Genomic DNA, 19,420 nt, shown 5'->3' on the forward strand with positions numbered 1-19,420 from the left:
GTCCGGTACTCATCGCCTGAACTCCTCGCGGACAACGTGTTGGTCGTGGGCGTGTCGTGCCTGGTTCCCGTTCTCCAGCGCAACGAGACGCCAGCTGCGCCGCAGTGTCAACATACGGGATGCTCTCCCAAAATACGGGATTACGGCGGGCATGTTCGTGCTAAGCCATGGTCTGCTTGGGAGCCGCCCCAAGCTCCCCTTGGAGGACCTGACTTGCCCCTTCCGTCAGAGGTGGACCGCGCCACGGTCCCGACCGCTGTGCGAAAAAGCTTTCGCATCCTGGAGATCGTTGCGGATTCAGCTGAACCGGTTGCGAGCCAGGAACTGGCCGGGATCTCCGGTCTGACGCGCTCCACCCTGTCGCGTCTCGTTCTCAGCCTTGAGGCGCTCGGCTATTTAGAGCGCGCGCCGACGGCAGGGTGGCGGCTCGGTCCCGCCGCGCTTCGGCTCGGTCTGTCGAGGCTATCAGCCCTCGACATACGCGAAGTTGCTGTTCCTCTGATGCGAGCTCTCAGCCAGGACGTCGACCTTCCGGTCGATCTCGCTATGCCCATTGGCGAGGAGATGCTGCATTTCGAGCTGGCGCAGAAAGCCGGCCATATGGTTCTCGCGACCGGCATGGGTGCCCGTTTACCCATCATTACCACGGCGCTGGGTCATGCTGCCCTCTACGCGATGGAGAAGCATGGCCGCGAGGACACCATCCAACGAATCAGACGGGCCGCGGGAGCAGATTGGCCGAGGCTCGAGGCCGTCTACGCGAAGAGCTGCCATCAGCTTCAGCATCATGGATTCTGCGTAGTCCGCGGCTTGCTGCGAGAGGATGTAGCGGCCGTTGGGACACCCTTCGTAGATCCGCGGACCCGGGACGTCTTCAGCTTCAGCTGCTCTGCTATCGGGATGTTAAGGGAGCCACCTCGCTTCGAGGAGGAGATCGGCCCCAAGCTCGTCCGGATGGTGGCGCAAATTGTCAGCGCCCTGGGTGGTAGGCGCGCGAAGTAGCGCGTCTTGTTACATACCGAAGTCAGGCGGTTATCTGCCGGCACTGAGCGACTTGGTCCGGAATGACGGTTGAGCAAGAGTTCCTAAACCCGGCGGCGTTCGATCAGAGGCAAAGGCACCATCGAAGACGATGTGGATTTAGCGGCACCAGCGTAGCGTCGATTGGCCGACCCCGAGGGAGAGCCAAAGTCTTCAGAGCGAGCTTTGAGCTCAGGCGCACTTGGGTTGTGAGCAATTTGCACCTATCTCCGTCGTTCCCCGGGCGCTTCGCCGCCCTCTCTCCGTCGATGAGGCAGGATGACACCCTCCAGCGCGCGGATGCCCCACGACCTCAGGGCCATCCGGCCCCATGTCTTCTCCTTGATCCGGGGTCGCTTAAGCGCAGCTCCGTCCGAGCCGATCCCGCTCCGCCCGGGCGACCTCACCATTGGATCCTACAACGTCCATAAGTGTATCGGCACAGACAATCGGTTTGATCCTGCGCGCGTGGGCGAAGTGATTGCGGAGTTGGACGTCGACATTCTCGCGTTACAGGAAGTGGACCGGCGCTTCGGACGGCGAGTTGGCCTGCTCGATTTGGCTGGAATTGAACGGCGCACCGGACTACGCCACGTACCCCTCTCTAACGTCACCCAAGGGCAGGGCTGGCATGGGAATGCGCTCATGCTGCGCACGGGCGAGGTCACCCGGTTGCGCCGCCTGACCCTTCCTGGTGGTGAACCGCGCGGAGCAGCAGTCGCAGACTTGCTACTGCCGGCCGGGAGACTGCGCGTGGTCTCGGCGCATTTCGGCCTGCTTCGACGGCACCGGGCGCGACAGGTGGCGGCTATCCTGGAGACGCTGGAGGCTGCGGACGATATGCCCACAGTGATCCTTGGGGATCTCAACGAGTGGCGGCCAGGACGCCGGTCCTCTCTGATCGCGTTGGAGGGACACTTCGAGGGCGTTCGACCAGACCACGCAACCTTTCCCAGCCGCCTCCCCTTGCTGCCGCTGGATCGAATCCTCGGCCGACCATATGGGCTCGTGGAGATGGTGCGTGCCCACGACACGCCACTGGCCCGCGTCGCCTCTGACCACTTGCCACTTAAGGCCCGGCTGCGGCTTGCGGCTGTCCACGGTATTACCGTCGCTGACGCAGCCTGACGAAGGCGGCTCGATGATCAAAATAGACAGGGCAGAAAGGACGATCGATCCATCCGCTTCACACTCGCCCGCTGGCGCCAGCAGCGTAGAGGTTGTGTCGGAGGGCCTGGTTGCATTCGCAACCCGCTGCCGCGCCGCCCGTGATGCCGGGGAGAGCCTGGATCTCCTCTACTACATTTGGCGCGACGACATGACGGGCCGACTGCTGGCACGTGAGGTGCTGCGAGCGGCTGGGCGTGGAGTCCGCGTGCGCTTGCTGTTGGACGACATGTACGCTTTGGGGCGGGAGCGCGTGCTCTCGGCTCTCGATGCACACCCGCGCATCGAAGTGAGGCTCTTCAACCCCACCCGCTGGCGCAGGTTTGGTCAGGTGGGCATGTTACTGGAGATGCTGTTCGGTGGGCGCCACCTGAACAGACGCATGCATAACAAGGCCTGGATCGCTGATGGCAGCATCGCCGTAGTTGGTGGGCGAAACGTAGGCGACGAGTATTACGACGCCTCCGGTGCTTTCAACTTCCGCGACCTCGACCTCGTTGTCGACGGGCAAGCCGTGCGCGACGTGAATGCAATTTTTGAGCGGTACTGGCAACACCCACTCGCGCAGCCTGTGAGGCGCGCGAGCGGGTTGCGCCCGCACCCACGCCGACTTGCTGCACTCGCGCGGCGGTTAGACGTGACAATGGCCGCCGAGGGTGCCCATCCGTTCCTTAATGCCCTGAGAGCTGACCCCGGTGTGGCGCGTGTCATGGCCGGGGTTGCCTCACCTGCCACCGTCTTGGCTCCTGATGACATTCGCGTGGTCGCTGACCCGCCCGACAAAGTGCTTTCACAGGCAAAGGTGAAGGAGTGCCTGGCGCCGGCAATTCTGGAGGCGTTAAGCGCGGCCCGCGAGGAGGCGCTGCTCATCTCGCCATACTTCGTGCCGGGCGAGGAGGGCGTGGCCGTCTTAGAGCAGCTCGCGCGGACAGGAGTGCGGGTAGCTGTGGTCACTAACTCCCTCGCCGCCACAGACGTAGTGGCGGTACATGGCGGCTACGCCCGCCACCGCGGCCATTTGCTGGATGTCGGCATCGAGCTCTATGAACTGAAGCGGTCCGGAAAGGAATCGGGTGGCGTCTTCGGCTCGCGCGGCGCCAGCCTGCACACGAAGGCGCTTGTGGTCGACGGCGAGCATGCTTTTGTTGGTTCCTTCAACCTCGACCCCCGCTCGGCAACCCTCAACACGGAAATGGGTGTCTTTGTCCGCCATCCAGCACTGGGCGACGCAGTCCGGGATGAGTTCGCACGTCTCTCTGACCCGGTGCGCAGCTGGCGCGTAACCCGAAACGGACGGGGTGATCTTTGCTGGGACGGCGTGGACCAGAGGGTTGGTAAAGAACCCGATGCCACGCTCGGGAGAAGGGTTCTCGCGCGGCTCGTGCAGCTACTTCCAATTGAGTCTCAGCTTTAAACGGCGGCACTCACCGGTCGCTGCTACGCTCGAGGTGAAGATCAGATCAGGCGGCCGTATGGCGGAGGCGGAACTGCCGAGCGGGGAGCAGCAACGGTCACTACAACGGCTGACCCTGCTATCGCCCATGCGCCGTCCCCGCCAGATGCTCGGCACTATGGTGCACGGATCGGCCTGGCGGTCTGGGTGAGTTAGGTTGCTGAGGGGGCGACGGCCCGTCATTTTTCAGGAAAGCGCAGCTTGCCGTTCCAAGCCAATGCCGACCGTCGTCACCGTATTCCAAAGCAGGAGCTCCGGGCGTCGAACTGCGCAGAGTATGATGCGGCCCTGCGCAGGCGTGCCAGTTTGACCATGTGGTTCACTGAGGCGGCGATCGCGACCTCGAAGGGCGAGCACCTGGACCACGCGGGGCGCCCAGCCACGCTACTCAACGCTGGCCATTTCCACGGCCCCGACGCTTCGAGCCGTGTTCCGTCCGGCCTCGCGTCAGACCAAAGGCCTGATCGGCTCCATCATCGCCCTGCTCAGGCTGAATCTGGCCGTGCCGGACCGCATCACCCTTAGCTGGCGGGGCGACACGTTAGAGATGCCGTACCCCCAGCCCGGCACCCGCCCCATACACCTGCTGGTGGACACCTCCCATGGCTCCGCTCGAACCCCGGCGCGATGGGGGAACTGCTGGACCACGCAGAGGCCAGCCGGCAAACGATGGGCGCCAAGGAGCGGGCGGACATGACGCACCAGTTCATGCAAGCGCGCAGAGCGGATTTTGCCTCCCAAGCGGGCGAGCAGTCCCGCCCGACGGCTGTGCTGTCGGGCATCGCCGCTGCGGTGCTGCTGCTGGGGGTGCCCGGCGGCGGCTATCTGTGGGGCCGCTCCACAGAGGCGGCCGAAGTGCGGGACGCGTCGGACGTAATCTGTGCCGCGCTTTCGGACGGCTCAGCATCTGCGCGAGCCTGGGCTGACGCCATCCGCCGTAATAACCTCGTGGACCCTGCTGTAGCACTGCAAGGGACGCGCGGTCGGGCGGAAACGGGCGGCCGGCAAGTCTGTGCGGTGCCGCTATGGCTGGATAACGCTCCGCCCCCGGCATCGCCAGCCGGGCCGCGCTCGTGACGTCGCGGCACCTCTCCCGTACCTTCCACTGGGTGCGCTGCGGACTTCGCGCCGCTGCTTGGCTACTACTGGCCCCTCTGTTTACCTGGCGCGATGACCGCGCCAAGAGCTGAACCCTTGTCCCGAGACTGCCCAATGAATCGCCGCTCCCTTCTCGCCTTGCCGGCTCTCGCCGCGCTGCCCCGCCCCGCCCTGGCGCAGAACCGCCCGACCCGGCTGATCGTGCCCTTCCCGGCCGGCGGCGCGACCGATGCGGTGTCCCGTCTCTTCGCCCCGGCGCTGGCTCAGCGGCTGGGCACCACGGTGGTGGTCGAGAACCGCCCCGGCGCGGGCGGCGTGCCGGCGGCCGAGGTGGTGGTGCGGGCACAGCCGGACGGGCTAACCCTACTGCTCGCCACCTCCTCCATCCACTCTACCGCGCCGGCCACAGGGGCGAGCCTGCCCTATGACGTGGAGCGGGACTTCACCCCGCTGGCCCTGATCGGCGCCTCACCCTCGCTTGTGCTCGTCTCTACCACCGTGCCGGTGAGTGACCTGCGCGGCTTCATAGCCTGGGCCCATGCGCGGCGCGGAGGGGTGAATTACGGCTCCTCCGGCGTGGCGACGACGCCGCATCTGAATGGGGCGCTGCTCGACAGCCTGGCCGATATCGGTATGGTGCATGTGCCCTATCGCGGCACAGGCGCCGTGTATGCTGAGCTGCGGCGAGGCGATGTGCATATTTTGTTGGACGTGCCGGCCACTGCCGCCGCCCACATCCAGGGCGGCACGGTGAAGGCGCTGGCTGTCACCTCCCCGGCCGAGACGTTGCTGGCACCTGGCGTGCCCACGGGCGAAGCGGCGGGGCTGCCCGGTCTTGTCTCGGAGACCTGGTTCGGCATCTTCGGGCCGGCGAACCTGCCGACGCCGGTGGCGCAGCGCATTGCAGAGGCATCTCGCGCTGCGACGGGCGATGCGGAGCTGCGGGCGCGGCTGCTGGCACTGGGCGTCGATCCGCGCACAGGCGACGGGGCGGCACTGGCCGAGGCGGCGCGGGTCGAACGCGAGCGTTGGACGGAGTTGGTGCGGCGGCTCGGCATCCGCGCGAGCGAGTAGGGCCCCTCCCCTGCTGGGCCGCGCCGATGACTGTAATAGGATGGGCTTCTTGGGCTAGCTGCGCTTCAGCGGCTCGCGCGCTCGCGCGCTCGCGCAACGAAGGCGCGATTTGCTGGCCGTCTTCGGCTTCCTCGCTATCTTCAGCGCCCTCGACACCGAGCAACCGCTCTGGGAATGGTGTTGTCAGGTTGGCGAAGTAGGAGCCAAGGAACGCCCAGCTGACGCAGGCATCACAGAGTGGGTGAGAGAAACCGTTGGCGTGGCGCGGCGACTTGAACCGCTGAATCTGCTGTTCTCGCCGTCGTATCGATCGGTGTGACACCTTGGCGCAGTTGTTGAGGCAGCGGCTCTGCCGATGCTCAGGCCTGGCAGGATGGCTGTATTACCGCTTCCCGCTCAGCTTTTGGATAAGCGAAGACATGCTGGCCTTCCGCGGCATCGTGGTCAGCCACGAAACACTGCGACAGTGGGGCCGCAAGTATGGCCAAGCTTTCGCCAATCAGATCCGGCGCCGGCTGCCTCGGGCCGGCGACAAGTGGCACCTGGACGAGGTCGTCCTCAAGATCAACGGCGTGACGCATTGGCTTTGGCGCGCCGTCGACCAGACCGGGATGGTGCTTGACGTGCTGGTGCAGAGAAGGCGCGATAAGCAAGCTGCCAAGCGGGTACTCAGGAAGCTGTTGGTGCGGCAGATGCGGCCACCGCGGGTCATGATCACCGACAAGCTGGCGAGCTACAGCGCGGCGAAAACGGACGTGATGCCTGCTGTGTAGCACCGCCAGCATGAGGGGCTCAATAACCGGGCCGAGAACTCACATCAGCCGACGTGACGTCGGGAACGGCAGATGAAGCGGTTCAAGTCAGCAGGCCAGGCACACCGCTTCCTCTCTGCCCATGACGGAATCAACAACCTCTTTCATCCCGGCCGCGACCACGTCGCTGCCAGCGAGTACCGCGCCGCACGGGCGCGCGCGTTCGAGGTGTGGTCCGACATCAGCGGCGTCACCGCGCCGGCTTGATCGCCACTACTCCCGCTGCCGATCAGTTAACCTCGCTGCCCTGGGGTCGGTAAGTTGACGGTACCTGCGAGGAGTTCAAAAGCCATGCTTTCGACGACCACAATGCTGCCGAGTTCGGATCACACCAGGGCCTACAGAGCATGCTGCTCGCCCTTCTCTGCAACGATCTGATTGGCGGACCGTCCTAGGGGCGGCTCAGCTCTCGCTCCGAGCCTGCCAGCGCACCTCTTCCATGAACTGGCGAGCAAATTGCCCATCGCGCTTCGCCATTAGCTCGTCAAAGGTCCCACTCTCTGCGACCCGCCCCCCGTCCAGCACGATGATGCGATGCGCGTGGCGGATGGTTGAAAGGCGATGGGCGATGACGATGCGGGTAGCCGGCAAATCCCGCACTGCTTTCATGGTGACGGCCTGGGTAATGTTGTCGAGCGCGCTGGTCGCCTCGTCTAGGATCATCAGCGCGGGTTTTTGAAGGAGCGCGCGGGCCAACAGCAGGCGCTGAGTCTGACCGCCCGAGAGCACGCGGGCAGCATCCGTCAGCACCGTTTCCAGCCCCATCGGCATAGCGCGGACCTCGTCAGCCAGGGCCGCGCGGCCGAGCGCTTCCCAGATGGCGGCGTCCTTCGCCCCGGTGGTCCCGCGCACCACCTCGCGCAGGCTGCCGGAGGGGAGCCGGCCGGATTGCAGCACCGTCGCCACCTGCCGGCGCACCGCGCCCGTGTCGAGCCCGCGCAGGTCGTGGCCATCGAGGTAGATGGCGCCGGCCAGCGGCTCCTCCATCCCCAGCAGGATCCGCACGAGGGTGGACTTGCCGGCGCCGGAGCGGCCGGTGATGGCGATGAACTCGCCCGGCTCCACCGCCAGGTCCAGCCCCTGGAAGATCCAGGGCTCGGCGGGACCATAGCGGAAGGCGACGCCGGACAAGGTCAGCGCGCCGTTCAGGCGGCCGGGATCCACGCGGCCGGTCTCGGCCTCGGGCAGGGAGTCCAACAGCGGCTTGGCGAACTTCATCGTGGGCAGCAGGAACCAGAGCGAGAAGACGGTCTTCGCCAGCTGCGCGCCCGCGCCGGCCATCATCCCGTAGGCCGAGAGGAAGGTCATGACCGAGGCGAGCGACGGCGCGGCCTGGCCGGGCTGCACCCGCTGCATCAGCGCGATGACGAGGAAGGCGCCCGTGGTCGAGAGGATGGCGTAGCCGGCCGAGAAGGCGTCATAGACATTACCGACGCGGCGCGCAGCGACGAGGCGGCGGCGCATCCCCGCGAAGCGCCCCGCCCAGACCGCCTCCGCCCGTCCCTCCGCCCCGGCGAGGCGAAGCTTCACCAGCCCCGAGACGATCTGCAGCACCATCGCATCCGCGAGGCCGGACAAGGCCTCGCCGCTGGCGAAGGCACGGCCCTGCAGCCAGCCCGCCAGGTTGGCCGCCACCATCTGCAGCGCGAGCAGGCCGAGCCCCACCGAAGCCGCCACCGGCTGGGCCAGAAGCATCACCGCGGCCGAGGAGAGAATCACCGCGACCGAGGAGGCCACGCCGAAGCCCAGCGCGCGAATCTGGACGGCCAGCGAAATCGTCGCCCCCGCCCGCGCCGCCGTCTCGCCCACGGTCTGGCGGTTGAGGGTAGCCAGCGGCAGGCGGATCACCCGGTCCCAGATGGCGGCGTGCAGAGCGGGGCCCGCGCGTGCCTCGATGCGCTGGCGCGCCACCTCGCCGCCCAGCCGCACCGCCCAGGACACGGCCGCGACGAGGACCAGGGCAATGCCGAGCTGCGTCAACTCGGAGAGATGGCCGCCGGGGATAAGCAGGGTGAAGGCCAGCCCAGTGGCCATGGGCACGGCCTGACCCAATAGTGCGCCGATCAGCAGGGAGGCGAAGATGGCCGGCACGTCCCCGCCCGCGCGCCGCATCCCGGCGGAGAGCAGTTCGCCCATGCCGAGCGGCTTGCGGGGAAGGGGCAGCAGGGGCGCCCAGGCATCGGCCTGCAGCGCGGCGGCTAGGCCGGGGTCCAAGCGCGCGCCGGAGGGGCGTTCGGGGGTGCAGATTCGCCAGCCGCGTCCCGCGGGCAGCAGCCCGACCACGGCGCCATCGGCGCGGCGGGCGAAGAGGGGGTCGTGATCCGCCCGCCACCAGCCCGGTTCCAGCCGGACCGGGCGCAGGCGGATGCTGGAAGCGCAGGCCAGTTCCTCCAGGGTGGAGGTGGCATCCACGTCGATGGCGCGCACGCGGATGGGCCGGCGCGCTTCGATCCCGAGGAAAGCGGCCACGGTTCGGAACACCGGCATCAGCGGATCGGCGTCCGAGACCTCGGCGCGGGCTGCGGCGTTGCCGAAAATTGCGCCGAAGGTGGCGTCCTGGCTTGCCTCGGATTCGGCCTCGCGCGCGCTGCGCAGGCGACGGCGGTTCAGCTCGTCGGCGGCCTCTAGGGCCAGGGCGGCGGGCAGGGCGTCCAGCAGGGCGGCGTTGAAGGCGGAAAGCCCGGCCTCCCAATCGGGACAACGCAGTGCTTCGGTGCCGGAGAGGGGACGGAACACGCCGCCCCCGCCCGAGATCCAGGCGCCAGCCGGCAGCGGAACAAGACCTTCCACGGGCTCGAGCCCCAGAAGCAGCCAGTCACCGCCGGTGATCCGTAGCCAGAGCGGACCGCTTCCCGCGACGACGACGGCCCCCGCCGGCAGGCGCTGCCGGGCGCCGCCGGGACGGACGGCGAGATCGGCCCGCGGGCGCGGTTGGAGCGGGCGGGCTAGGCCGCCGGCTACCGCCTGTGCCCAACTCTCCACGGCAGCAGCCAGCGCGGCCACCGGCCCAGGCGCCGGGCCGGAGACCAGCGGGCGCAGGACCGTGTCCGCCCCGCCCACGGCAAGAAGGGTCGTGCCGGCGAGGTCCTCGCCCATACCGCACAGCATCCCGCCCGTCGGTACCGTGCCGAGGTAGCGTCGCACCCCCTCCTTCGCCGGAGCAACCGGGGCACGGAGGGCGAAGAGGGCGACGCTGCCGCGGTCCACGATCCAGCGGCGGGAGGGGTCGTCGAGCTTGAGCGGGGCGTGGGCCGGCAGAGCAAAGGGCGCGGGCGGCGCGTCCTCCGGCATTGGCGCCGGCGCGGCAGGCGGCATGAGAGGAACTGCCGCGATGTCCGGCTTCGCGGATTCCGACATGGTGTCGCTGCTCATGGCCTAACCGCTCGCCAGCATAGCGCGGAAGGGACCATCGGCCGCCGCCAGTGCCTCGGGATGGCCGCGCTGGACGATGCGCCCGGCCTCCATCACGATCACCTCGTCGCAATCGCGCACCAGGGCCAGGCGGTGGGCGATGATCACCATGGTGCAGCCGCGCCGGCGGAGATTGGCCATCACCCTGGCTTCCGTGCGGTTGTCGAGCGCGGCGGTGGCTTCGTCCAGCACCAGGATGGCGGGGTCGGTGGCGATGGCACGGGCCAGTTCCATGCGCGCCCGCTGCCCGCCGGACCAGTTGCGCCCCTCCTCCGCGACCGTGCCGGCATAGCCGCCGCGACGTGCCAGGATTTCGTCATGGATGGCGGTGTCGCGCGCGCTTTCCGCCAGCCGCTCGTCGGCGAGCGTCGGGTCCCAAAGGGCGATGTTGTCGCGCACCGTGCCATCGAAGAGGAAGCCGGCCTGGTCCACCACCGAGACCTCTCGCCGCAGCGTCCCGCGGGGGATCTCGGGCAGCGGACGCCCGTCGATGCGCACCTCCCCACTCCAGGGGCGGTAAAGCCCGGAGAGGAGAAGCGCCAGGGTGGACTTGCCCGAGCCCGAGCCGCCCACGATCCCCAGCCGCCGCCCGGGCTCGATGACCAGAGACACGCCATCCAGCAGCGGCGGGGCAAGGCGGCTGTGCCCGAAGGTGGCGTTCCGCAGCTCCACATGGCCGGAAAGGCGGGCGATGCCGGCGGCGGAGGTCTCCTCGAATTCCGGGGCGCGGGGGTGGTGCAGCGTGTCCTCCAGCAGGGTCAGGTTCGCGCGGGCGTCCTGCATGCTGGCCGCCACTCCGACGATCTGCGCGACGGGAAGCATGAATCCCCCGGCCAGCGCCTGGAAGGCGACGAGCTGGCCGACGCTCATCGTGCCCTCCATGATCCGCTGCCCGCCCAACACCAGCACGGCGGCAGAGGCAAGGATGGCGATGAGCGGCGGCAGCCCCTCGACCGCCGCGCGCCGCAGAGCGAGGCGCTGGGTGAGGTTGGCCACGCCGGCGCGCGTGCCCGCGATCTGGGCGAGAAGCTGGTCCTCCCCGCCGGCGGCGCGATAGGTCTCGATCATGCGCAGCCCGCCCCGCGCCAGACCCTCGGAGCGGAGGGTGCGCGAGAGGAGGCGGCCGTTGTCGTCGCTCATGGCGCGGCCGAGCAGCACGAGGGCGAGGATGTTCGCCACCGCCGCGCCCACCACCACCGCGGCGAGACCCGGCGCATAGGCGGCCATGGCCGCGGCATAGGCGGCGGCGGTGACGAGCCCGAGCAGCCCGCGCCCGGCATCGCCCGAGACGAGGCGCGCCACGCGGTCGTTCAGCATCACCCGCCCGGCGATGTCGCCGGGGTGGCGCTGGGCGAAGAAGGAGACGGGAAGCTGGACCAGCCGTTCGAGAAAAGCCGAGGAGCCGCAGACCGAGAGCCGCGTCTCCAGCCGCAGCAGCAGGTCGAGTTGAAGCCATGTGACGGCGCCCATCGCCAGGGCGGTGCCGGCCATGCCCCAGAGCAGCGGCTTCAGCCAGGAATCGAAGCGCGCCACCAGCACGTCGTCCACGAAGACCTGCGACAGGGCGGGCACCAGCAGGGCCGGGATGATCAGCAGCAGGCTCAGGCCGAACAGGAAGGCGAAGGCGGCGCCGTTCCCCTTCAGTCGGCGCATCAGGCCGTGCAGGGCGCGCGGCCGCTTTCCTCCACGGCGGAAACCCGGGCCGGGGCGCAGGGATAGCACCACTCCGGTCAGGTTGCGGTTCAGATCCTCCGCCGTCACGCGGCGGGGGCCGCTGGCCGGGTCGTTGATCCAGGCGCCGTTCCTGCCCCCGGCGCCCCGCACCACGCCCTCGAGCACCACGAAATGGTTCATGCCCCAATGGCCGATCAGCGGCATCGGCAGCTCAGCCAGATCGTCCGGCTCCACCTGGAAGGCCTCTGCCTCCAACCCGTAGCCTTCTGCGGCCTTGACGATGTGGCTGGCGCGGCTGCCATCCCGTGAGACGCCGCAGGCCACGCGCAGTTCCTCGAGCGGCAACCAGCGCCCGTGGTGGCCGAGGACGATGCCGAGCGCGGCGGCGCCGCACTCCGCCGCCTCCATCTGCAACAGCGTGGGCGTCCGCGCCCGGCGCCCCGTACCCGCTGCGATGGCGGCGCTCATTGCGGGGCGGCCTGGGCCGGGCGGGTGAGGATGTTGCGCAGCGCGGGGAAGCCGAGGCCGAGAAGTCGGACGGTGCGCACGGTCACCTCCGCCTCGGCCAGCGTGCCGGATTCGATCGGGAAGTCGGGGCCGCGCCCGGTGGACCAGCGCAGCCCGCTGCGCGTGGCGCGATCAGGGTCGAGCGCGACCTCCACCTCGAAGGGTGCGCCCAGCTCGGTGGTGAAGTTCCGCACGAGCTGGTCGTTCTGCAAGGTGCGCAGCAACCCCGCCGAGGAGGCCGGCACATGGGAGACGCGGACCACGCGGCCATGGACGAAGCCGTCCTCCTCCCGCCGTGTGGAGGAGGGGGAGACCTCCACCGGCAGGCCGGGGACGAGGCGCTTGCCGTCCTGGGCGGTGACGTAGATGACGGCGACCGGCGCCTCGCGCCCGCCCTCGGGATCACGCTCGATCGTGAGCAGGGCGGTGCCGCGCGTGACCACCTGCCCGGCATTGGCCTTCGCTTCCACCACCGTGCCGGAATAGGGGGCGAGAACCTCGCCCAGCCGGCCGAGCCGGGCGCGCAGCGCTTCCGCCTGCCGGCCTGTCTCGTCCACGCGCCGCTCGGCCTCCAGCGTCTCGCGCTCCTTCTGGGTGCGTTTTAGCGCCTGGTCGAGGGAGAGCTGCTCGCGCTCGTTGCGCGCGGTCGCCATCTGCTCGCGCAGCTGAAAAACCTCCACGCGCGCATAGAGAGCACGGTCGCGGTTGATGAGGTTCTGCTGCATCAGGCCGCGCATCACCTCCTCGCGCTGGGTCATCATGGCCAGGCGCTCGTCCAGCATGCGCAGGTTGCCCGTCAGCGCTGCCTCGCGGGCGGTGCGGAAGGCCTCGGCGGCAGCCGTCTCCCGCCGGTGGAACTCCGTGAGCTCGCGCCGGTGACGCAGGGCATCTGCGGCCTGTCCCTCGGCCAGGGCCAGCTGGAGGCGCACCTCGGATTGATCGACGGTGGCCACGGGCTGGCCGGCTTCCACCCGCCCGCCCGGGCGCGCGAGGAGGCGGTCGATCCGGCCATCCGTGTCGGTCACGATATCGGCCATGCCGCCCGACGGCAGCAGGATGCCGCGGCCCGTGACCTTGATCGGGACGTCCACGAAGGCGGACCAGACGAGGCCGGTCAGCGCAAGGGTCAGCAGCACGCCGCCTACCGCCCAGTTCCAGGAGCGCATGACGCGCAGCGGTTCGTCGGTGCGGTCCGGAGCCGATGCCTCGGAGACGGCCTGGTGGCGGAAAAGCGGCGGCTCAGACATGCCGGCGGTGAAATCCTGTCGCAGGCTGGTTCGTTCCGGCCATCGCAATCATGGCGCGGCCGGCATGCGGAGGGAATGGCCGCGCTGACTGGGAGCACGGATTGATCGTTCGTGGCCGGGGTCGTGCCGCTCGCGAGAGCCAGAAGCGGCCTCCGCCTTTGCCGAGCATCAGCGGAGGCCGACCTGCTCAGACCAGCTGGATCTTTTCGACCTCGGAGAAGCGCAGGCTCTCGCCACCGATGTTAATCACGCCCTGGAAGGTGGCGGGATTACCGGCAGCATCGGTGAAGGTGACCGTCGGCCCCTGGGGGCTGCTGCCGACGTGCATCTGAAGGTTCGTGTCGCCCTCCAGCGTCAGGGACGACTGCAGCTGCTGCAGGTTCACATTGTCCAGCTGAAGCGTGTCGTTGCCGGCACCACCCTGGAACTGGTCGTTGCCGTCGCCAGGCGCCCAAACGAAGCTGTCAGTGCCCGCACCGCCGTAGGCCAGATCGGTGGCGCGGTCACCTACGCCACCGTCCAAGACGTCGTTGCCATCCCCACCTTGCAGCTGATCCTGGCCTGCGCCCCCGTTGAGGGTGTCGTTGCCGATGCCGCCGAAGATCAGGTCGTTCCCGGCGCCACCAAGCAATCTATCGTCCCCCGCTTCGCCGAAAATCTGGTCGTTCCCGGCGCCACCATTAGCGGTGTCGTTGCCAGACCCGGTGAAGATCACATCGGCCTCGCTGGTGCCGTAGACCGCGTCGTTCCCCGCCCCAGTTTGCTGGAAGGCGCCGCCCACGACCTTGTCGAGAGCATCCGGGGAGAGAGGCTTGGGAGGCATGTCAAGAATCCAGGTCCGAGTTGGTTCCGGGATCATACTGGCCTGTCGGGATCTTTGGCGAGGCGGGCTGAGCCGATACCAGCGATTGGCATTATCTATCATAGAAGAACAGCATAGGAGCTGGTGCGCGAATCCGCTGATGACGTGTCCAGACCCTGGTTCTCGCCCGAATGGAGGGACCGGGCTTCTGCTCCCTGCCCCGCCCGACGCAAGCCTCAGTGGCCCCATAATATGGCCGGTGGTGCATATGCTGATCTAGCGCGGCGTATCCCGGGGTGCTGGTGAGTGGATACGACGTGCGCTCCGCTCCTAACGCCTATGGTCGCCTGCCGCGGCACGATGGGCTCATGGAGATGCGGGCTGTTCTCCGAAGTTTGCGAAGCGCTATCGAGCCGAGCTGATGCGCTCGAAATCGAGGTCAGCTCACGGTGCGCGGAGGCACTCCCCTCCGGCGCCACCCTGACCGTTCCTCGGCAGGGCTCCAGTATGATCCGACGACTAGGTCTGACCCAGGGACCCTGACCGTGACGAAAGCGCTCTCCCCAGCCAGACGCAGATACTGACCTTGGCCGCCCAGCATCCAACGCGACTGGTCTAGGCGCCTCCGGACGGCGTTGTCCGGTTCGGGACGTAGGAAGCAAGTAGCAGTCAGGTTGGCACAGCCCTCACACAGTCGGTGCAGTTCCTGTCACATCGCACCAAGCGCTGAACGCGGCGCTGAGGGCTTCGCAATGTTGATCGGCGGTCAGGCGCTGGCCCAGCGGTTGTGTTGCGAAGTTTGTGGCGGGCCGCAGATGGCCTGAGTTGCAGGCGGATCAGGGTGCAGTCTGGAGCAGCTTGGCGACGAAAGTGGCTTGGCACCCCCTGTCTCGTGCGCCGATCTCTCGAACCTGCCACTTCCTGATCATCGCCATCACCTCGTAGGCTGCCAGTGTTCGGTGTGCCGTATGGAGGCCACCAAAGCCGAGCCCCGGTCTGGCGAGGCGCTTCACGCGCCGATGGTCTTGTTTCACGATGTTGTTGAGAACCTTACATTGCCGCAGACGGGAGAAGCGCCACAGCTCGCCGTCCTCCTTTGGCTGCTCGATGGCACACGGGTAGGCCGTGTTCTTGTCCACCGTGATCGTGCGCGGGTTCACCGTATGCGGTCGCTCTAGCGCCCTGCGGAAAAAGCGCTTCGCGGCCTTCGCGTCCCGCTCGGCCGAAAGCAGGAAGTCGATCGTCTGGCCGCGGCTGTCGACCGCACGGTACAGGTACATCCAGCGCCCCTTCACCCGCACCAAGGTCTCGTCCATCCGCCCGGAGCCGTTGCTCGGCCGCAGATGCGGCCGGATCCGCTTCTCGATCGGCGGCGCTTAGGTCTGAATCCAGCGGAACAGGGCGGTGTGCACGACGTCCACGCCGCGGTCGGCGAGCATTAGCTGCAGATCGCGGTAGCGGATCCGGAACATGAGGTACCAGCGCACTGCCCAGAGGATCACCTCGGCGGTGAACTGCCTCCCCTCGAAGGACTGATCCGGCCTCGCCGAGGCCACTCGCCGCCGCCTCGCCATCTCAAGGTTTGTGCCTGGTCGGGGAGGCACCGCAAGCTCGCAACGGAACCCATAAGCTACGGCGCGGTGAAGGCCGCGAACCCGGGCGGAATTCTCGATCACCTGATCGATCTCGGCTATGTCCAGCCTGCGACACTGAAGCTCGGTGACCAGGACGGCCCCACTTTGCCTTCTAGACGGTCCTTACCGCTCGCACCCGCCAGCTCACCGTGTCCGACACGGCGCTGTCGTTCGAGTGGGAGGGGCGCGTGGCAGAGCTGGACCAGCCCACCTGCTCCGCGCGGATGACCTGAGCAGGGCGCGGCCGAATACGAGCTGCGCAACCGTCCCGTGCCCGCCCCTGGCGCGATCCTGGGCGGGATGCCTTCGGCGCAGGCAGACCCGGTACCCGGCGCGTCGCTTCTCGCTCCGGCCCGGCCCCGCAGCCGCTTGACCCCTTCCCGTACCACGTCAATCTGCCCTCGTTCCGCCGCGGAGATGATGACGATGCTGCGATCCCTCGCCAAGCTGCCCGGGCTGCTTCCCGGCCTCGCCCTCGCGGGTGCCATGCTGGGCACATCTGCCCTCGCTCAGCCGACGGTGACGCCGCCCGTCCAGCCGGGCCCGCGGGTGAACATCGTCGCGATCACACAGCCCGTCCCGACCAACACGCAGTTCACCTTGGTGGACGTGCCCTATCTGCGCGACATGGCCGCCCGCACCGGCGGACGCCTGAACGTGACCCTCGCCTCCCATGCGGAGCGCAATCTCGGCGGGGCGGAAATCGTGCGCTTGGTTCGCTCCGGCCAAGCGGAGATCGGCGCCGGCACCCTCTCCACCCTGTCGGGCGACGTACCCATCCTCGATGGCGTGGACCTCTCCGGCATGGCGCCGAAGATTGCAGATGCGCGCCGCATTACCGAGGGGCTGATGCCCATCGCCAACCGTGATCTTGAGCGCTTCGGCGTGCGGCTGGTGATCATGTATCCCTTCCCCGCACAGGTTCTATTCTGCCGCTCGGCCTTCCGCTCGCTGGAGGATCTGCGCGGCCGCAAGATCCGCACCTTCGGTGCCTCGCTGACCGATCTCGTCAGCTCGCTCGGCGCGCAACCCGTCTCCATCGGCTTCCCGGAGGTGTATTCGGCACTCGAACGCGGCGTGGTGGATTGCGCCATCACCGGCACGGGAAGCGGCGCCGCGGCGCGCTGGCCGGAGGTCTCCTCCCACATCTCCGACCTGCCGCTCTCCTGGGCGGTGGCAGGCTACATGGTAAACCTAGCCTGGTGGAACCGGCTGGACCCCGCCGTGCGCGCCCATCTGGAAGCGACCTTCCAGGAGATGTCGGATAAGCTCTGGCAGCTCGGCGACGAAGGCACGCGGGACGGCATCGACTGCAACATCGGCAACCGCGAGGCCTGCCGCCTGAACCAGCTCGCCCCCCGCCCTATGACCGAGGTGAAGAGCACGCCAGAAGAGGCCGCTCGCCTGCGAGCCATATTCGAGCGCACCGTCCTGCCGAACTGGGTCGGGCGCTGCGGCGCGCGCTGCGGTGAGGTCTACAACCAGGTGATCGCCCCGATCAGCGGCGTCCGCTTCGGCGGATGACGCATTCCCTGCTGCGTGCCGCGCGGGGCCTGTCGGCTTGCACCGCGCACGCGGCTTCAATCATGGCGCACGTTGCCGGCTGGAACTACGTAGCCTGCGCCCTCTTCATCACCGCCGATGTGCTAGGCCGAAGCTTCCTTGGCTTCTCCTCCGCGGCGACGATCGAGGTCACCGGCTACATGCTGGCCGGCGGCATCGCCTGGGGGCTGGCGCATACCCTGGCGCGGCGCGCGCATATCCGGGTGGATGCGCTGGTGAACCGCCTACCGGCCCGGCCCCGCGCCGTGCTGCACATCCTAGCGCTCGCCCTGCTCGGCGTCTTCGCCGGGTTCTGCGCCTGGGCCGGCTGGTCGCTGCTGGACGAGAGCCTACTGTTCGACGCCCATGACAACAGCGCGCTCCACCTGCCGCTCGCGATCCCGCAGGGGATCTGGATGTTCGGCCTCGCCGCCTTCTGCGTGATGGTCGCCGTCCTGCTGCTGGAATCCATCCTCGGCCTCCTGCTGGAAGGCCCGTCTGCGGTGGACGCGCTGCTCGGCCCGCGGGGGCTTGAGGACGAGACGGAGGAGGCGTTGGAAGCCGTCGCCATGGCCCGCCAGGGAAACAGCACGCGATGATCGCCGTCCTCTTCCTCGTCCTGCTGCTCGGCGCCGCCGTCTTCGCAGCCGCCAGCGGCGGACAGGCCGTGCCGGTGGTCGAGATCCTGGCGCTGATCGGCGTCTTCCTCGTGTTCTTCGGCGCAGGCGTCTATGTGGCCGCGGTGCTCGGGCTGCTGGGCATCCTCGTCGGCCTCGCCTTCTCCGACCGGCCCTGGTGGCTCTTCGCCGGGCAGACCCTCTGGTCCCCCTCCAGCAACTTCGTCCTCGTCGCCGTCCCGCTCTTCCTCCTGATGGGCGAGATCCTGCTGCGCGCGGGCCTCTCGGACCGCCTGTACAAGGCGCTGAACCTCTGGCTGGGCCGCCTGCCCGGCGGGCTGCTGCACACCAACATCGTCGCCTGCGCCGTCTTCTCCGCCATCTCCGGCTCCTCGGTGGCGACGGCCGCCACCATGGGCTCCGTCGCCCTGCCCTGGTTCTCCGGCACGCGCTACAGCCAGCGGATGGTGCTTGGGTCGTTGGCGGCCGGCGGCGCGCTCGGCAACCTGATCCCGCCCGGCATCACCTTCATCATCTACGGGCTGATCACGGAGACCTCGGTCGGCGCCCTCTACATCGCGGCGCTGATCCCCTCGCTGCTGGTCACCGGCCTGTTCCTCGCGGTCATCCTCATCCACGGACTGCGGCACCCGATGGAGAAGGGCTCGCCCGTGCCGCTGCGCGACAAGCTGCGCGGCCTCGCCGATCTCGGCCCCACCATGGCGCTCATCCTCCTCGTCCTCGGCAGCATCTATGGCGGCCTCGCCACGCCCACCGAGGCGGCGGCGCTGGGCGTGGTCGGCGCGGCGGGCTTCGCGGCGCTCGACGGCAAGCTGAACTGGCGCATGCTGCACGCCTCCGCCGAAGCGACGGCGCGCAACACGGCGCTGCTCGGCCTCATCCTCTTCGGCGCCTATCTGCTGAACTACATCCTGACAGCGATCGGCGTCCCACAGGCCATGGCGGGGATGATCGGCGGCCTGCCCCTGCCGCCCTGGGCCATCATGGCCGCGATCATGATGCTGTACTTCGCCCTCGGCACCTTTATGGAGGGTTTCTCCATGATCATCACCACCGTACCGGTGGTGTTCCCCATCGTGGTAGCGCTCGGCTACGACCCGATCTGGTTCGGCGTCATCGTCACCATGCTGGTGGAGATCGCCCAGATCAGCCCGCCCGATGGCACCGTGATGTATGTGCTGCAGGGAATGCGCCGCCCGCCCGGCCCGATCGGGGACGTGTTCACCGGCGTGTTACCCTTCCTCGCCGCCTATCTCGTCGCGGTCGCGCTGATGCTCGCCTGGCCCGGCATCGCCCTGTGGCTGCCGGGCGTGATGAACTGACCTCTCAGAGAACCGGAAG

13 protein-coding genes and 2 pseudogenes are annotated in these 19,420 nt (G+C 68.2%); 10 read left to right on the forward strand and 5 right to left on the reverse strand.

Annotation, left to right across the window (positions count from 1 at the left end):
• Positions 1 to 213: 213 nt before the first annotated feature.
• From ACVBD7_RS23000 to ACVBD7_RS23030, 7 genes and pseudogenes are all read left to right on the forward strand, one after another.
• Positions 214 to 1,002 carry an IclR family transcriptional regulator gene (locus ACVBD7_RS23000; protein WP_458097854.1) on the forward strand — a complete coding sequence of 263 codons (789 nt, stop codon included), beginning with the start codon at positions 214 to 216 and terminating at the stop codon, positions 1,000 to 1,002.
• A 318-nt stretch (positions 1,003 to 1,320) separates the two neighbouring features.
• Complete coding sequence (locus ACVBD7_RS23005) at positions 1,321 to 2,148, forward strand: endonuclease/exonuclease/phosphatase family protein (protein WP_458098357.1); 828 nt, start codon at positions 1,321 to 1,323, stop codon at positions 2,146 to 2,148.
• Positions 2,108 to 3,601 carry a phospholipase D-like domain-containing protein gene (locus ACVBD7_RS23010; protein ID WP_458097855.1) on the forward strand — a complete coding sequence of 498 codons (1,494 nt, stop codon included), beginning with the start codon at positions 2,108 to 2,110 and terminating at the stop codon, positions 3,599 to 3,601. Before ACVBD7_RS23005 ends, ACVBD7_RS23010 begins: the two co-directional genes overlap by 41 nt.
• Positions 3,602 to 4,040: 439 nt before the next feature.
• Complete coding sequence (locus tag ACVBD7_RS23015; protein ID WP_458098358.1) at positions 4,041 to 4,337, forward strand: transposase; 297 nt, start codon at positions 4,041 to 4,043, stop codon at positions 4,335 to 4,337.
• Positions 4,334 to 4,717, forward strand: coding sequence for a hypothetical protein (locus ACVBD7_RS23020; RefSeq protein WP_458097856.1), 384 nt, complete (start codon positions 4,334 to 4,336; stop codon positions 4,715 to 4,717). Before ACVBD7_RS23015 ends, ACVBD7_RS23020 begins: the two co-directional genes overlap by 4 nt.
• A gap of 135 nt (positions 4,718 to 4,852) precedes the next feature.
• The gene (locus tag ACVBD7_RS23025) at positions 4,853 to 5,812 is read left to right on the forward strand and encodes a Bug family tripartite tricarboxylate transporter substrate binding protein (RefSeq protein WP_458097857.1); all 960 of its coding nucleotides are present in this window, start codon (positions 4,853 to 4,855) and stop codon (positions 5,810 to 5,812) included.
• 323 nt (positions 5,813 to 6,135) lie between these two features.
• Positions 6,136 to 6,831, forward strand: a pseudogene (locus tag ACVBD7_RS23030) (IS6 family transposase).
• 195 nt (positions 6,832 to 7,026) lie between these two features.
• Here ACVBD7_RS23030 and ACVBD7_RS23035 read toward each other — a convergent pair.
• The 5 genes and pseudogenes from ACVBD7_RS23035 to ACVBD7_RS23055 form a co-directional block, all read right to left on the reverse strand.
• Complete coding sequence (locus ACVBD7_RS23035) at positions 7,027 to 9,996, reverse strand: ATP-binding cassette domain-containing protein (protein WP_458097858.1); 2,970 nt, start codon at positions 9,994 to 9,996, stop codon at positions 7,027 to 7,029.
• A 3-nt stretch (positions 9,997 to 9,999) separates the two neighbouring features.
• On the reverse strand, positions 10,000 to 12,177 hold the full coding sequence (locus tag ACVBD7_RS23040; protein ID WP_458097859.1) for an NHLP family bacteriocin export ABC transporter peptidase/permease/ATPase subunit: 2,178 nt from the start codon (positions 12,175 to 12,177) through the stop codon (positions 10,000 to 10,002).
• Positions 12,174 to 13,463: an NHLP bacteriocin system secretion protein gene (locus ACVBD7_RS23045; protein WP_458097860.1), complete on the reverse strand. Its 1,290-nt coding sequence runs from the start codon at positions 13,461 to 13,463 to the stop codon at positions 12,174 to 12,176. The genes ACVBD7_RS23040 and ACVBD7_RS23045 overlap by 4 nt, the downstream gene beginning before the upstream one ends.
• Positions 13,464 to 13,650: 187 nt before the next feature.
• Complete coding sequence (locus ACVBD7_RS23050) at positions 13,651 to 14,286, reverse strand: calcium-binding protein (protein ID WP_458097861.1); 636 nt, start codon at positions 14,284 to 14,286, stop codon at positions 13,651 to 13,653.
• A gap of 815 nt (positions 14,287 to 15,101) precedes the next feature.
• Positions 15,102 to 15,839 (reverse strand): annotated as a pseudogene (locus ACVBD7_RS23055) (IS6 family transposase).
• Positions 15,840 to 16,325: 486 nt separating this feature from the next.
• Between ACVBD7_RS23055 and ACVBD7_RS23060 the strand changes: the two are divergent.
• The 3 genes from ACVBD7_RS23060 to ACVBD7_RS23070 all read left to right on the forward strand — a co-directional run bounded on the left by ACVBD7_RS23060 (position 16,326) and on the right by ACVBD7_RS23070 (position 19,401).
• Positions 16,326 to 17,423 (forward strand): TRAP transporter substrate-binding protein, encoded by a 1,098-nt coding sequence (locus ACVBD7_RS23060; protein WP_458097862.1) that lies wholly within the window; start codon positions 16,326 to 16,328, stop codon positions 17,421 to 17,423.
• Between the two features lie 62 nt (positions 17,424 to 17,485).
• Positions 17,486 to 18,040 carry a TRAP transporter small permease subunit gene (locus ACVBD7_RS23065; RefSeq protein ID WP_458097863.1) on the forward strand — a complete coding sequence of 185 codons (555 nt, stop codon included), beginning with the start codon at positions 17,486 to 17,488 and terminating at the stop codon, positions 18,038 to 18,040.
• Entirely contained in the window at positions 18,037 to 19,401 is a 1,365-nt protein-coding gene (locus tag ACVBD7_RS23070; RefSeq protein WP_458097864.1) for a TRAP transporter large permease, read from the forward strand. Before ACVBD7_RS23065 ends, ACVBD7_RS23070 begins: the two co-directional genes overlap by 4 nt.
• Positions 19,402 to 19,420 lie beyond the last annotated feature (19 nt).

Source organism: Roseomonas sp. WA12, assembly GCF_054165765.1.

Bases quoted from the DNA above. Each gene is read 5' to 3' on its own strand.
- ACVBD7_RS23045 (WP_458097860.1), bottom strand. From the start codon at position 13,463: ATGTCTGAGCCGCCGCTTTTCCGCCACCAGGCCGTCTCCGAGGCATCG.
- ACVBD7_RS23035 (WP_458097858.1), bottom strand. From the start codon at position 9,996: ATGAGCAGCGACACCATGTCGGAATCCGCGAAGCCGGACATCGCGGCA.
- ACVBD7_RS23070 (WP_458097864.1), top strand. From the start codon at position 18,037: ATGATCGCCGTCCTCTTCCTCGTCCTGCTGCTCGGCGCCGCCGTCTTC.
- ACVBD7_RS23025 (WP_458097857.1), top strand. From the start codon at position 4,853: ATGAATCGCCGCTCCCTTCTCGCCTTGCCGGCTCTCGCCGCGCTGCCC.
- ACVBD7_RS23050 (WP_458097861.1), bottom strand. From the start codon at position 14,286: ATGCCTCCCAAGCCTCTCTCCCCGGATGCTCTCGACAAGGTCGTGGGC.
- ACVBD7_RS23020 (WP_458097856.1), top strand. From the start codon at position 4,334: ATGACGCACCAGTTCATGCAAGCGCGCAGAGCGGATTTTGCCTCCCAA.
- ACVBD7_RS23005 (WP_458098357.1), top strand. From the start codon at position 1,321: ATGCCCCACGACCTCAGGGCCATCCGGCCCCATGTCTTCTCCTTGATC.
- ACVBD7_RS23060 (WP_458097862.1), top strand. From the start codon at position 16,326: ATGCTGCGATCCCTCGCCAAGCTGCCCGGGCTGCTTCCCGGCCTCGCC.
- ACVBD7_RS23065 (WP_458097863.1), top strand. From the start codon at position 17,486: ATGGCGCACGTTGCCGGCTGGAACTACGTAGCCTGCGCCCTCTTCATC.
- ACVBD7_RS23040 (WP_458097859.1), bottom strand. From the start codon at position 12,177: ATGAGCGCCGCCATCGCAGCGGGTACGGGGCGCCGGGCGCGGACGCCC.